The organism is Kineococcus sp. AC630 (assembly GCF_979255925.1).
Genome location: NZ_CEEDMJ010000019.1, coordinates 71,778 through 85,483, shown reverse-complemented (window position 1 = coordinate 85,483; position 13,706 = coordinate 71,778). Strand labels below are relative to the sequence as shown.

Sequence of the window (13,706 nt, the reverse complement as noted above, 5' to 3'; positions counted from 1 at the left end):
TCGGAGCGGCAACGGTCCGACGGTGGGGGAGTGGCGTGCGCGCGACCTACAAGGACCTCCAGCGGGCCACGGGCCTCTCGCTCGCCACCATCTCCAAGTACTTCAACGGCGGCACGGTCCGCGAGGAGAACCGCGCGGCACTGGACGTCGCGGCGCGCGACCTGGGCTTCCGGGTGAACGCCGTGGCCCGCAGCCTGCGCACCCGCCGCTCGCAGACGGTGGGCGTGCTGCTGCCGGAACTCGACAACGACTTCCACCTCTCCGTCATCGCCGGGGTGGAGGAGGTGCTGGCCGCGGACGGGGTCGGGGTCCTGGTCCGCTCGAGCCGCTCGCGGAGCGGCGGCGCGGCCGACGACGCGGTCGCGGACCTGCTGGATCGTCAGGTCGACGGCATCGTCGCGGTCCCCTCGCCGCGGGACACCACCGCGCTGGCGGCGGCCGCGGCGCGTGGCGTCCCGCTGGTGCTGATCGACCGCCTCGTCGACGGGCTGGTGTGCGACGCGGTGGTCCTGGACAACGCGGAGGTCAGTGCGGGGGTCGTGGCCGACCTCGTCGCCCGGGGGCACCGCCGGATCGCCGTGCTCGCCGGCCCGGACGAGGTCTGGAGCCTGCGAGAGCGGCTGGCCGGTTTCCGCCGGGCGATGCGCCGTGCCGGGCTGCCCGTCCCGCGGGGCGTCGTCGTCGGCGGGCCGCTGACCGTGGCGGCGGGCCGGGAGGGGATGGCGCGGCTGCTCGCCCTGGAACCCCGGCCGACCGCGGTGTTCGCCCTCAACCAGGAACTCACGGTCGGCGCCCTCACCGTCCTCGCCGAGTCCGGTCTCACCGTCCCGGACGACGTGTCGTTCGTCGGGTTCGACGCCCGGGACGTCGCAGCCCTCACCCGGCCGCGGACGGCGGTGGTCGTCCAGCCCGTGCGCGAGATCGCCCGCGCCGCAGCGGAGATGGTGCGCGACCGGCTGCGCGAGGCCGCGGGTGGGCAGTCGCCCCCGCGGCGGGTCGTGCTGCCGGGGGAACACCGCCCCGGCCCCTCGGTGGGTCCGCCGCCGCGCTGAACCGGGCCGGCGCCGCGGTCTCCCCCTTGTTGGAGCGAATCGTTTCGTCTATCGTTCCGCAGGCCAGGATCGAAGGAGAACCGTGAGCCGTCCGAACGCCCCCGTCCACCCCGCCGACGTGCCCTTCCGCACCCTGAGCGGCGGTGCCCGCATGCCCGCGATCGGGCTGGGCACCTTCGGTTCCGACCGCTACGGCCCGGCGGAGGTGTCGAACGCCGTCGCCGGTGCGCTGCGCGCCGGGTACCGCCTCGTCGACTGCGCCGCCGTGTACGGCAACGAGGACCGCATCGGCGAAGTCCTGACCGAGGCGATCTCCGAAGGGATCCCGCGGGAGGAGTTGTTCGTCGTGTCCAAGGTCTGGAACGACGCGCACACCCCGGAGGCCGCGGTCGCCTCGGTCCACCGGTCGTTGCGCGACCTGCGCCTGGACCACCTCGACGCGGTCTTCGTGCACTGGCCCTTCCCCAACCACCACCCCCCGATGGCCGACACCTCGGCGCGCGACCCGTACGCCCGCCCCTACGACCACGACGCCTACCTGGCGCTGTGGCAGGCCCTGGAGGGCCTCGTCGACGCCGGGTTCGTGCGCCACCTGGGGACCTCCAACACGACGATCCCGAAGCTCGAACTGCTGCTGCGCGACGCCCGGATCGCCCCGGCGCTGAACGAGATGGAACTGCACCCCTGCTTCCAGCAGCCGGAGCTGTTCGACTTCTGCGTGGCGCACGGCGTCCAGCCGGTGGGGTACTCGCCGCTGGGTTCGCCCTCGCGGCCGGAACGGGACCGGACCCCCGACGACGTCGTCGACGTCGAGGACCCCGTGGTGGTGCGCATCGCGGCGGCGCACGGCGTCCACCCCGCCCTGGTCTGCCTCAAGTGGGCGGTCGCGCGGGGCCAGGTCCCCATCCCGTTCGCGGTGAAGCCGGAGCAGTACACCGCCAACCTGCGCGCCGTGGTCGAGGACCCCCTCACCGCCGCGGAGGTCGAGGAACTGCGCGCCGCCGACCGCGGGAACCGCCTCATCAAGGGCCAGGTGTTCCTCTGGCCGGGGGCGGAGTCCTGGGAGGACCTCTGGGACCTCGACGGCCGCATCGCCGTCGCACCGATCACCGACTGAACCGGAGGAACCGTGCTGGAGACGGAACTGCTGCACCCGCCGCTGCTGGCCGCCCTGGCCGCCGCCGGCCACGGCGACCACATCGTGATCGCCGACGCGAACTTCCCGCTGCGGACGGCGACCGACCGCGCGGTCGACGTCGTCCACCTGAACCTGCGTCCCGGGCTCGTGGGAGTCCTCGACGTGCTGGAACCCGTGCTGCGCGCCGTCCCCGTCGAGGCGGCCACGTTCATGGCCTCCCCCGACGGGGCCGAGGTCGAGGCGCACCACGACTACCGGCGGGCCCTCGGGCCGGACGTCGCGATCGACGTCGTGGACCGCTGGGCCTTCTACGACTGGACCCGGGCCGCGGGTGTCGCGGTCGTCGTCGTGACCGGCGACCAGCGGTTGTGCGCCAACGTCGTGCTCACCGTCGGCGTGCGCACCGCGTGAACGAGTCAGGAACCGGACGGAACGAGGAGATCGTGGTGGAGAACGTGGTCGGCAGGGACGACGAGGAACTCGCCCGGGTCCGCTCGGTGGCGACGGCGGGGCCGTACCAGCCCGAGTGGGAGTCGCTGCAGGGGTACCGGGCCCCGCGCTGGTACGAGGACGCCAAGTTCGGCATCTTCATCCACTGGGGCGTCTACTCCGTCCCGGCCTTCGGCAACGAGTGGTACGCCCGCACGATGTACCGCCAGGGAACCCCGGAGTACGAGCACCACCGGGCCACTTACGGACCGCAGGACGAGTTCGGGTACAAGGACTTCGTCGAGCGGTTCCGGGCCGAACGGTTCGACCCGCAGGCCTGGGCGGCCACGTTCCGCCGGGCGGGAGCGCAGTTCGTCGTGCCCGTCGCCGAGCACCACGACGGGTTCGCCATGTACGCCACCCAGCGCTCGCGCTGGAACGCGGCCGAGATGGGCCCGCAGCGCGACGTGCTCGGGGAGCTGGGCGCCGCGGTCCGCGAGTCCGGGATGGTGCTGGGGGCCTCCTCGCACCGGGCCGAGCACTGGTGGTTCATGAACGGCGGCCACGAGTTCCCCTCCGACGTCCGCGACCCCGCCTTCGCCGACTTCTACGGGCCGGCGATGCGCGAGGAGACCGCGCCGAACGAGCAGTTCCTCGAGGACTGGCTGCTGCGCACCGTCGAACTCATCGACACCTACCGTCCCCAGGTCCTCTGGTTCGACTGGTGGATCGAGCAGCCCGCCTTCGAACCCTCGCTGCGCCTGCTGGCCGCCTACTACTACAACTCCGCCGCGCGGTGGGGGCGTGAGGTGGTCATCAACTACAAGTGGAAGGCGTTCGCCGACGGCAGCGCCGTCTACGACGTGGAACGCGGGGCGCTGTCCGGCATCCACCCGCGGGTCTGGCAGAACGACACCTCCGTCGGTCGCACCGCGTGGAGCTGGGTCGAGGGGCACTCCTACAAGTCCGTCGCGGAACTCGTCGGGGAACTCGTCGACGTCGTCGCCAAGAACGGCGTGCTGCTGCTGAACGTCGGGCCGAAGGCCGACGGCACGATCGACCCGGCGGAGGTGGAACTCCTGGAGTCGCTGGGGGAGTGGCTCGCGCGCAACGGGGAGGCGATCTACGGGACCCGGCCCTGGACGATCCCGGGGGAGGGCCCCACCCACCTCCCGGCGGGGTCGTTCGTCGACACCACGGCCCGCGCCTACACCGCGCAGGACGTCCGGTTCACCGTCCGCGACGCCCCGGGGGAGAGCGGCACCCGGCTCTACGCCACGGTGCTGGCCCGACCGGACGACGGCGTCGTGCGCGTCCGGTCCTGGGGCCGGGCCGCCGGGCTGGTCCCGCGCGAGCTGACCGACGTCCGGGTCCTCGGCAGCCGTGCCGACGTCGTCGTCCGCCAGACCGACGCGGCCTTCGAGGTCGACCTCCCGGACGACCTGCCCGGCGACCTCGCCGTGGTCGTCAGCGCCCGGTTGCCCGAGGAGGCCGTCGTCCCGCGGAACGACGACCTGCACTGAGGCGACCTGCACTGACACGATCCGCACCGGGACGACCTGCACCGACCCGCGTCGTCGACTCCCGCTCGACGATCCCGTAGGACACCGTCACGTCCTGCGGGACCGCCGAGGGGTCGGCGATGCGCCGCGCCAGCAACCGCACCGTCTCGTCGACCAGACCCTGCAGGTCGGGCGCCACGGAGGTGAGCGAGGGGATGTGGAAGCGGGCGTCCTCGACGTCGTCGAAGCCGACGACCAGCACGTCGTCGGGCACGCGCACCCCGTGGTCGGCGAGCCCGCGGACGACGCCGAAGGCGAGGGTGTCGGTCACGCAGACGATGCCGTCGGGCACCTCGCCGCGGCTCAGGAGCTCGTGGGCGCACTCCACGCCGGCGGCCTGGGTCACCCCGGCGTAGGCGGCGCTCGCCGGGATCCCGGCCTCCCGCACCACCCGCGCGAACCCCTGGGCGCGCAGGACGAACGCGGCCCCCTCGGGGAGGGTGACGTCGTCCAGGTCCTCCAGGGTCGGGAACCCGACCAGGGCCAGGTGGCGGCACCCCCGGTCCAGCAGCAGTCGCGTCGCCGCTTCGGCGCCCTCGACGTTGGGCATGCTCACGTGGTCGACGCTCTGGTGCAGTTCCTGCTCGCCGAGGACGACGACGGGCACCTCCCGGCTGAGGGCGTTGATCTCGCGTTCGGTGAGGCCGAGCGCGGCGATGACCAGACCGTCGTAGGCGTTGAGCCGGGAGTCGCGGAACGCGGCGATCTCGCCCTCGCGGCTGGCGTGCGTCTCCTCGACCACCGTCGCCATCCCGGACTGGGCGAAGGCGAGCACGAGGTGGTGGGCGAGGCGGCTGTAGTAGTGGCTGTCCAGGGTGGGGACGGCGATGCCGACGACCCCCGTCCGGCCCTGCCGGAGGCTGCGGGCCGCGACGTTCACCTGGTACCCGAGGCGTTCGACGGTCTCCATCACGAGCCGGCGGGTGGAGTCGCTGACCGGTCGCCGTCCGGTGAGGGCGTTGGAGACGGTCATCGCCGAGACCCCGGCCTCGGCCGCGACGTCGCGCATGGTGACCACGTCGCTCTCCCCTCCGCACCGCCTCGTGACCGCACCGCCGCGGTCTTCCGCAGAAACTACAGCGACCGTCTCCGAGAGGTGCTTGACAGGTCGGCGACCGCCACCCACTATATCGATACACACAACGAGGTGGACACCGATGGAGGTGCCCCACCGGTTCTCCCGACACGAGGACGACCGCGGCGCTGTCGCCGCACGGTCACACCCGACGACACCTGCGAGGAACCCGTGCTTCTCGACGACGAGCGACTGGCCCCCGACCCCACCCCGACCTCCACCGTCCCGCAGGTCCGCGCCGTGCTGGACGTCGACCTGCCCGGCGCGTCGATCTCCCGCCACCTCTACGGCCACTTCGCCGAGCACCTCGGGCGCTGCATCTACGGCGGGTTCTGGGTGGGCGAGGACTCCGACCTCCCGCACGAGGGGGGTCTGCGCCTGGACGTCGTCGAGGCGCTGCGGGCGCTGGACATCCCCAACCTCCGCTGGCCGGGTGGCTGCTTCGCGGACACCTACCACTGGCGCGACGGGATCGGTCCCCGCGAGGAACGTCCCGCGATGGTCAACTCGCACTGGGGCGACGTCGTGGAGGACAACTCCTTCGGGACCCACGAGTTCATGGCGCTGTGCGAACTCCTCGGGGCCGACCCCTACGTCTCGGCCAACGTCGGCAGCGGCACGGTCCGCGAGGCCGCCGAGTGGATCGAGTACCTGACCCGCGCCGACGACTCACCCATGGCCCGGTTGCGCCGGGCCAACGGTCGGGACGCTCCCTGGTCGGTCCCGTTCTGGGGTCTGGGCAACGAACCCTGGGGTTGCGGCGGTGGGATGGGTTCCGGCGCCTACGCCGAACTCGCCCGCCAGTACGGGACCTACAGCCTCGACCACGGCGACAACCACCTGTACCGCATCGCCGCCGGTGCCGCCGACGCGGACTACCGCTGGACCGAGGTCCTCATGCAGAACCTCGGCCGCTACCTCGGCGACGGTGAGGTCAGCGGTCACGGCAAGAACACCTACCAGGCGATCTCCTTCCACCACTACACGATCGTCGGGCCGACCTGGGACGCGAAGGGTTCCGCGACGGAGTTCGACGACGCCGAGTACTACCGCACGATGGTGAAGGCCACCGAGATCGAGCGGATCATCGCCGGCCACGCGAACGTCATGGACGCCTACGACCCGGACAAGCGCGTCGGCCTCGTCCTCGACGAGTGGGGCACGTGGTTCGACGTCGAACCGGGGACGAACCCGGGGTTCCTGTTCCAGCAGAACACCCTGCGCGACGCCCTCGTCGCGAGCGTGCACTTCGACGCCTTCCACCGCCACGCCGACCGGCTGGTGATGGCCAACATCGCCCAGACGGTGAACGTCCTGCAGGCCATGCTGCTGACCGACGGGAACTCGCTCGTCCTGACCCCGAGCTACCACGTGTTCGCGATGAACAAGGGCCACCACGACGCGGCGTCCCTGCCGTTCACCGTCCGGGGGACCACCCCCACCGCGACCGTCGACGGGACGGAACTCCCGACCTTCTCGGCGTCCGCCAGCACCAAGGACGGCCAGGTCCTCGTCTCGCTCACCAACCTCGACGCCGAGCGCCCGCTGGACGTCGAGGTCGACGTCCGCGGCGGCGCGAACGGAACCCCGGTCGCCAGGGTCCTCACCGCGCCGGAGATCTCCGCGCACAACACGGCGGAGCAGACTCCGGTCCAGGTGCGCCCGCTGGAGGGCGTCACCCTGCGCGACGGTGTGCTGCGCGCCCAACTGCCCCCGCACAGCTTCGCCACCGTCTCCTTCGCCGCACCGGCCTGAAGACCACCGCACCGACGCACTCCCGTTCCACCGCAGCGGCACCCGTCACTGCGAGACCCGCACGACTCCCCGAAGGAGGGGACCTCCGTGAACACGCTGCCCCCGCTGTCCATGACCCGTCGCCGTGCCCTGGCGATGTCCGCCGTCCTCGGCGGTACCGCCCTCACCTCCGCGGCCTGCTCCTCGGGTTCCGGGGGGTCCAGCGACCCCAACACCTTCGACTTCTGGTCCTTCACCGGCATCGGCCAGAAGGACGACGTCGCGGCGTACAAGAAGCTCGCCCCCGACGTGACCGTCAAGCTCACCGAGGTCGGCAGCAGCGCCGAGACCGCCCAGGCCCTGACCACGGCCCTGGCCGGCGGCAAGGTCCCCGACCTCTGCCTCATCCAGGCCACCGAACTGCCGAAGTTCATCGAGAACGCGGGCAACTTCGTCGACCTCGGGACGCTCGGGGCCGACGACCTCGAGGGCGAGTACCTGGACTGGGTCATCTCCCAGGCCAAGACGAAGGACGACGTCCTCATCGGGATCCCCACCGACGTGGGCGGCATGGGCGTCGCCTACCGCACGGACTTCTTCGCCGCGGCCGGCCTGCCCACCGACCGGGTCGAGGTCGGCAAGCTCTGGCCGACCTGGGAGGACTTCATCGCCACCGGTCAGAAGTACACCGCCGCCACCGGCAAGCCCTTCATGGACAACGCGAACACCTCGGTGTTCCTGCAGGCCGTCTCCCAGGGCGAGGAGCAGTACTACGACGCCTCCGGCAAGCCGGTCTTCGAGACCAACCCGCAGGTCAAGGACTCCTTCGACCTCGCCTTGTCCGCCATCGCCGCCAAGGTGACCGCCCGCCTGGGCACGTTCACCGACGGCTGGACCGCGGCTCTGGGCAAGGGGGACTTCGCCGCGATGGGCGCCCCGTCGTGGATGCTGGGTTCCATCCGCAGCGCCGCGCCGGACTCCAAGGGCAAGTGGGACGTCGCCACCATCCCCGGCGGCAGCGGGAACTGGGGCGGCAGCTACCTGGTCATCCCCGCCCGCGCGGCGAACCCGAAGGCGGCGTGGAAGTACATCTCCACGATGCAGGCCCCGGACCAGCAGCTGCAGCACTTCCTCACCAGCGGTTCGCTGCCGACGACACCGTCGAACTACGACAAGCCCGAGCTCACGAGCTACACCGACCCGTTCTTCGGCAACGCCCCGACCGGGCAGATCTTCACCCAGTCCGTGCTCGGGCTGAAGGCGTTCAAGGTCGGTCCCAACACCGCTGAGATCGGCACCGCGTTCCTGGACGCCCTCACCGGCGTCGAGCAGGACGGGGCTCCGGCCGACGCGGCCTGGGACACCGCGATCAAGAACGCCAACACGGCGATCGGCGCCTGATGAGCGCCACCCTGACGCCGGGGCAGGTGGGGGCGACCGCCCCCACCACCTCGACCCGGCCCGTGGAGACCCGGTGGGAACGGATCGCGCCCTACGGCTACGTCGCGCCGTTCTACCTGCTGTTCGCCGTGTTCGGCCTCATGCCGCTGCTGTTCACGTTCTACGTCTCGCTCTTCGACTGGAACCCCATCGGAGCGCACACCTTCGTCGGGCTGGACAACTTCCGCCAGCTCGCCGGGGACCCGCGGTTCTGGAACGCCTTCCGCAACACGTTCAGCATCTGGCTGATGTCCACCGTGCCGCAGCTGCTCGTGGCGCTGATCCTGGCCCAGGTCCTCAACTCGGCCCGGCTGCGGTTCGCGAACCTCTTCCGCATGTCGATGCTGCTGCCCTACATCACCTCGGTGGCGGCGACGACGATCGTGTTCTCCCAGCTCTTCGACCGCGACTACGGCCTGCTGAACTGGTTCATCGGCCTGCTCGGCTTCGACCACGTCGACTTCATGTCGACCGCGCTGAGCAGTCACATCCTCATCTCGGTCATGGTCATCTGGCGCTGGTTCGGCTACAACACCCTGCTCTACCTGGCGTCTCTGCAGGCCGTTCCCCGCGACCTCTACGAAGCGGCGGCCGTGGACGGCGCCGGCCCGGTGAAGCAGTTCCGCCACATCACGCTGCCCGCGCTGCGACCCGTCATCGTCTTCACGGTCATCACCTCGACCATCGGTGGTCTGCAGGTCTTCACCGAGCCTCTCCTGCTGGGCGGCGGTCTGCTCACCTGCGGTTCCGCGCGCCAGTGCCAGACCCTCTCGCTGTTCCTCTTCGAGCAGGGGTTCGGGTCGTTCAAGTTCGGGTACGGCTCGGCGATCGGGGTGGCCCTGTTCATCATCATCGTCGTGGTCGCGATCATCAACTACCTGCTCTCCAGCCGCCTGGGGAACCGAGACGTGAAGGCCACCCGATGAGCCAGACGCTGACCCCGCGCAAACCCTCGTCGCGGGTCGCCCGCTCCCGTCAGGTCGGACGGGTCGGCTGGTCGACCTACCTCGTCCTCGCCCTCGCGACGCTGGCCTGCGTGTTCCCGATCTACTGGATGTTCGTGGTGTCCTCGGTCGGTTCGCAGGCCGCCTCGCAGATGCCGCCCCGGGTGATCCCGGGGGGCAACTTCCTCAACCTCCTGAAACTCGTCTTCGACACCATCCCGTTCCTGCGCTCCCTGCTGAACAGCTTCGTCGTGGCGGCGTGCATCGGGATCGGGCAGGCGTTCCTGTGCTCCCTGGCCGGGTTCGCCTTCGCGAAGATGACCTTCAAGGGGCGCGACGCCCTGTTCCTGCTGCTGGTGCTGACGATGACGGTCCCGGCCCAGCTCGGGGTGATCCCGCAGTACCTCATCATCTCCAAGCTCGGCTGGGTCGACACCCTGCAGGCCCTCATCGTCCCGGGTCTGGTCAGCGCCTTCGGCATCTTCTGGATGCGCCAGCACATCAGCGCGACGATCAACGACGAACTCCTGCAGGCCGCGCGGATGGACGGTTGCGGTTCCTGGCAGATCTTCACCCGCATTGCGTTCCCGGTGGTGCGCCCCGCGGCCGCCGTCCTGGGGCTGCTGGGGTTCGTGAACTCCTGGAACGACTTCCTCTGGCCGTTCATCGTCCTGAAGTCCCCCGAGCACTACACCGCCCAGATCGCGATCAAGGCGTTGCAGTCCAACATGTCCATCGACCTGGGACTGGCCATGGCCGGTTCCTTCCTCGTCACCGTCCCGCTCCTGGTGCTGTTCGCCTTCTTCGGCAAGCAGATGGTCTCCGGGATCATGGACGGCGCCTTCAAGGGCTAGGAGAACACCGTGAGCACCACCCCCCTCGACGACCGGCAGGTCCAGCAGTTCCTGGACACGGGCTACGTCGTCCTGGAGAACTGCTTCGACGCCGCGAGCGCGGCCCCGATCGTCGACCGGGCCTGGGACCGGCTCGGCGTCGACCGCGACGACCCCGCCACGTGGGACCGCCCGCGGGTGCACCTGCCCTCGCTCGAGCACGTCGACGCGGCCGAGTTCGCCCCGACGGCGTTCGCGGCCGCGTGCCAGCTCCTCGGGGGCGAGGACCGCGTCCGGACCCCGTGGCACTGGTCGGACGGGATCATCGCCAACCTCGGCGTCGGGGCGGACCGGCCCTTCGACCCGCCCTCCGCCGAGGTCGGCGGCTGGCACAAGGACGGTGACTTCTTCCGGCACTTCCTGGACTCCCCGGAACAGGGGCTGCTCACGATCGTGCTGTGGACCGACGTCCACTCCCGCGGGGGTGGCACGTTCGTGGCCACGGACTCGGTGGGGGTGGTGGCGCGGTTCCTGGCCGAGCACCCCGAGGGCGTCCTGCCGGAGGAGTTGCAGCAGACCCCGCTGATCCGCGAGTGCCGGGAGTTCGTCGAGCTCACGGGCCGCCTCGGCGACGTGGTCCTCATGCACCCCTTCCTGCTGCACGCGACGTCGCAGAACGTGCTGCGGGCGCAACGGCTCATCACGAACCCGCCGCTGAGCCTGCGCGAACCGATGGACCTGGACCGCGACGACCCCTCGACGTCGTCCCCGGTGGAGCAGGCCGTGCTGCGCGGACTGGGGGTCGACCGCTACGCGTTCACGCCGACGCGCCCCCGCGAGGCCGTGGTGCCCGGCCGACGGGGTTGACGCACCGGACTCCCGTCGCCGGGTGACAGGATGGGCGGGTGACTTCCGAACCCCTGGCCGCGCCCCTCACCGACGCGGAGCGGGAGTTCGCCCGCGGCTGGAAGCTCGTCGCCACCGACCTCGACGGCACGGTCATCCCGCGCGACCGGCCCGTCAGCGCCCGCACCCTGGCCGCCTTCGCCGCCTGCGAGCGCGCCGGCATCCCCGTCGTGCCGGTGACGGGCCGCCCGCCGCGCTGGGTCACGCCGCTGGCGGCGGAGGCGGGGCTGCGCGGCCAGGTCGTCTGCGCCAACGGTGCGATCGTCTTCGACCTCGACTCCGAGGAGTTCGTGCGTCAGCACCCGATCCCGGTCGACGTCGTCCGTGAGGTCGCGGCCCGGTTGCGTCCGGCGCTGCCGGGGATCGGGTTCGCCCTGGAGTCCATCGAGGGGTTCCGCCGTGAGGACGCCTACGCGACCCGCTTCGACAGCGGTCTCGAGGAGCGCGTCGCTCCGTTCGGGGAACTGCTGCGCGACGCCCCGCCGATCGTCAAGATCCTGGCCAAGTGCCCGGGGACGCTCAGCGACGAGATGGTCGCGATCGCCGCCCGGGAACTGGGCGACCTGGTGAACGTCACGCACTCCAACGCGGCCGACTCCCTCATCGAGATCATGGCCGCCGGGGTCAGCAAGGCCTCGACGCTGGCCGAGGTCGCGGCCGACCGCGGGATCACCGCCGAGGGGGTCGTCGCGTTCGGGGACATGCCCAACGACCTCGAGATGCTGCGCTGGGCCGGCCGTTCCTACGCGATGGCCGACGGGCACCCCGAGGCGCTGGACGCGGCGGACGCCGTCGCCCCCGAGTGCGGGGACGACGGCGTCGCCCAGGTCCTGGAGCGCCTGCTCAGCTCGCGCGAGCGCTGATCCCGCCCACACCGCTGACCACGACGGGAACCCCGTCGACGGTGTCGGGCAGGTCCGGGTGGTCGGTCTCGTCGACCACGTTGACCTTGACGGCCCAGTCGCCTCCGGCGCGGGTCAGGCCGATGCCGTTGACCCGTGGGTCACCGGCGACGAGGCTCCTGACCTGCGCCTTGGCCGCACGGGCCACGTTCGCGTCCGGGGAAGTGGACTGGCTCACACCACCAGTGTCGCACCGAGCGCGTTCAGCACAAGGCCGATCGGGTTGCAGAACGTGAGGCCGGCGCCGTTGTCCCCGCCGCGCTCGCTACCCGCGAAGAGCAGCCCGACGGCCTCGCGGGTGTCCGGCCGGTAGACCAGCGACCCGGAGTCACCCCCCGCCGAGAACGCGCCGCTCGCCCCGGTGACCTCGATCTGGCCGTCGAAGCTGACGACGCCGACGGGGTACTGGACCGCCACGTCGTCGAGTTCGATGGCGCTGATCCGGCCCTTCGTCCAGCCCGTCGTGCGGCCCACCTTCTCGACGTCGACCTCGTCGTCGGGGTCGGCCCAGCCGGTGAGGCGACCCACGGGGTAGGTGAGGTCGACGCCCGAGGCGTCGGTCACGTCCTCGAGCAGGGCGATCGCGGCGTCGACGGTGTTCCCGCCGCCCGCGTCGAGGTGCACCGCGCGAGCGAGGCGCGCGACCCGGTCACCGGCCTTCCCGCCGTCGAACGGGCCGGGCTGCAGGACCGGGTCCTCGAGGGCGGCCTGGTCGGAGTTCGCGAGGACGTGGTTGTTGGACAGGACGTACAACCCGTCCGAACCCTCGATGGTCACGAACCCGCCGAGGGTTCCCGCCGTGACGTCCCGCTGTGCGATCGACAGCCCCGGGTGCAGCGGACGCACCTTGCGCTGCAACGCCTCCGGCGCCCACGTACCGGGTTCCGTCGGGGCGGTGAGGGCCTGCACGAGGCCGATCTCGCGGATGTCGAGCTCGGCCTGCGCCGCACCCGTGGTGAGCTCCCGCGCGCTGCCGGCCAGGGCCTCCCCGCGGCTGCCGGAGTAGCGGACGGCGAGCCCGTAGCGCGGTCCGTCGGCCCCCCGGCCGAGGACGCTGATCCCGACGCTGGCCACGCCCTGGGGCTGGGCGACCGCAGCCGACCGGATCGACCCGGCGAGCAGCCGGGCCTTGAGTTCACGAGCGTTGTCGATGTGCACGAGACGTCCCCCTGTTGTCGGTACCTGATCACCCGGCGAACCGGGACGAGCACACCGTGCCACCGCCCTCCGACACAACCCCCTCACCCGTGATCTTGCTGGGACTCCCCGCAAGATCACGGATCAGCGGAGGCCGGCGAGGGTTTCGGCCTTGGCGACGGCCCGCTCCACCGACGCGATCGACGCCGGGTCGAACGTCTCCGCGACCCGCACCATCGCGGCCGCCTCCGCGACCTGCGCGCACGCGGTCGCGGTCCGGGTGAGGGAACGGTGGACCTCCCCGGCCGCCCCGCCGGGGACGAGCAGCTGCGAGCTGGGGGAGTCGAGCTGGGCCTGCAGGCACCGGGCCCGCGCGGCCCGGGCCACGAGGTCCACCCGGGGGAGGAACTGCTCCAGCGCGTCCCGGGCGGGACCGGGCGGGGTGCCGTCGACGACCTGCTCGACCCGTCGCACCGCCCGCTCCACCCCGTGGTGGGCGCGCTGCCAGACGCCGTCCCCCAGGGGGTCCGGCGTCCGGCGCCAGAACGCGAGCT

14 protein-coding genes are annotated in these 13,706 nt (G+C 71.6%); 10 read left to right on the top strand and 4 right to left on the bottom strand.

Translation table 11 applies throughout. The annotated features are described in order from the left end of the window. Nucleotides 1–35: 35 nt before the first annotated feature. The 4 genes from AC0I8G_RS19335 to AC0I8G_RS19320 all read left to right on the top strand — a co-directional run bounded on the left by AC0I8G_RS19335 (nt 36) and on the right by AC0I8G_RS19320 (nt 4,142). On the top strand, nt 36–1,052 hold the full coding sequence (locus AC0I8G_RS19335; protein ID WP_471731388.1) for a LacI family DNA-binding transcriptional regulator: 1,017 nt from the start codon (nt 36–38) through the stop codon (nt 1,050–1,052). A 151-nt stretch (nt 1,053–1,203) separates the two neighbouring features. Further along, nucleotides 1,204–2,169 carry an aldo/keto reductase gene (locus tag AC0I8G_RS19330; protein WP_471731418.1) on the top strand — a complete coding sequence of 322 codons (966 nt, stop codon included), beginning with the start codon at nt 1,204–1,206 and terminating at the stop codon, nt 2,167–2,169. Nucleotides 2,170–2,181: 12 nt separating this feature from the next. Further along, a complete protein-coding gene (locus AC0I8G_RS19325; protein ID WP_471731387.1) occupies nt 2,182–2,601 on the top strand; it encodes an RbsD/FucU domain-containing protein in 420 nt (139 codons plus the stop codon). Between the two features lie 44 nt (nt 2,602–2,645). Then, the gene (locus AC0I8G_RS19320; protein WP_471731417.1) at nt 2,646–4,142 is read left to right on the top strand and encodes an alpha-L-fucosidase; all 1,497 of its coding nucleotides are present in this window, start codon (nt 2,646–2,648) and stop codon (nt 4,140–4,142) included. On the opposite strand, the gene AC0I8G_RS19315 is transcribed toward AC0I8G_RS19320, so the two are convergent. After that, nucleotides 4,087–5,190, bottom strand: coding sequence for a LacI family DNA-binding transcriptional regulator (locus AC0I8G_RS19315; RefSeq protein WP_471731416.1), 1,104 nt, complete (start codon nt 5,188–5,190; stop codon nt 4,087–4,089). The genes AC0I8G_RS19320 and AC0I8G_RS19315 overlap by 56 nt on opposite strands. 237 nt (nt 5,191–5,427) lie before the next feature. Here AC0I8G_RS19315 and AC0I8G_RS19310 point away from each other — a divergent pair, with 237 nt between their 5' ends. From AC0I8G_RS19310 to AC0I8G_RS19285, 6 genes are all read left to right on the top strand, one after another. Then, on the top strand, nt 5,428–7,011 hold the full coding sequence (locus AC0I8G_RS19310) for an alpha-N-arabinofuranosidase (protein ID WP_471731386.1): 1,584 nt from the start codon (nt 5,428–5,430) through the stop codon (nt 7,009–7,011). An 87-nt stretch (nt 7,012–7,098) separates the two neighbouring features. Beyond that, nucleotides 7,099–8,391: an ABC transporter substrate-binding protein gene (locus AC0I8G_RS19305; protein ID WP_471731385.1), complete on the top strand. Its 1,293-nt coding sequence runs from the start codon at nt 7,099–7,101 to the stop codon at nt 8,389–8,391. Beyond that, the gene (locus AC0I8G_RS19300) at nt 8,391–9,356 is read left to right on the top strand and encodes a carbohydrate ABC transporter permease (protein ID WP_328294184.1); all 966 of its coding nucleotides are present in this window, start codon (nt 8,391–8,393) and stop codon (nt 9,354–9,356) included. Before AC0I8G_RS19305 ends, AC0I8G_RS19300 begins: the two co-directional genes overlap by 1 nt. Beyond that, nucleotides 9,353–10,228 (top strand): carbohydrate ABC transporter permease, encoded by an 876-nt coding sequence (locus AC0I8G_RS19295; RefSeq protein WP_380257582.1) that lies wholly within the window; start codon nt 9,353–9,355, stop codon nt 10,226–10,228. The genes AC0I8G_RS19300 and AC0I8G_RS19295 overlap by 4 nt, the downstream gene beginning before the upstream one ends. 9 nt (nt 10,229–10,237) lie before the next feature. After that, nucleotides 10,238–11,074: a phytanoyl-CoA dioxygenase family protein gene (locus AC0I8G_RS19290; protein WP_380257584.1), complete on the top strand. Its 837-nt coding sequence runs from the start codon at nt 10,238–10,240 to the stop codon at nt 11,072–11,074. Between the two features lie 38 nt (nt 11,075–11,112). Then, nucleotides 11,113–11,976 carry an HAD family hydrolase gene (locus AC0I8G_RS19285; RefSeq protein WP_471731384.1) on the top strand — a complete coding sequence of 288 codons (864 nt, stop codon included), beginning with the start codon at nt 11,113–11,115 and terminating at the stop codon, nt 11,974–11,976. Here AC0I8G_RS19285 and AC0I8G_RS19280 read toward each other — a convergent pair. From AC0I8G_RS19280 to AC0I8G_RS19270, 3 genes are all read right to left on the bottom strand, one after another. After that, nucleotides 11,957–12,193, bottom strand: coding sequence for a hypothetical protein (locus AC0I8G_RS19280; protein WP_471731383.1), 237 nt, complete (start codon nt 12,191–12,193; stop codon nt 11,957–11,959). The two genes, AC0I8G_RS19285 and AC0I8G_RS19280, sit on opposite strands and share 20 nt — an antisense overlap. Then, entirely contained in the window at nt 12,190–13,173 is a 984-nt protein-coding gene (locus tag AC0I8G_RS19275; protein WP_471731382.1) for a chymotrypsin family serine protease, read from the bottom strand. The genes AC0I8G_RS19280 and AC0I8G_RS19275 overlap by 4 nt, the downstream gene beginning before the upstream one ends. A 123-nt stretch (nt 13,174–13,296) precedes the next feature. Continuing rightward, the gene (locus tag AC0I8G_RS19270; protein ID WP_471731381.1) at nt 13,297–13,626 is read right to left on the bottom strand and encodes a hypothetical protein; all 330 of its coding nucleotides are present in this window, start codon (nt 13,624–13,626) and stop codon (nt 13,297–13,299) included. Nucleotides 13,627–13,706 lie beyond the last annotated feature (80 nt).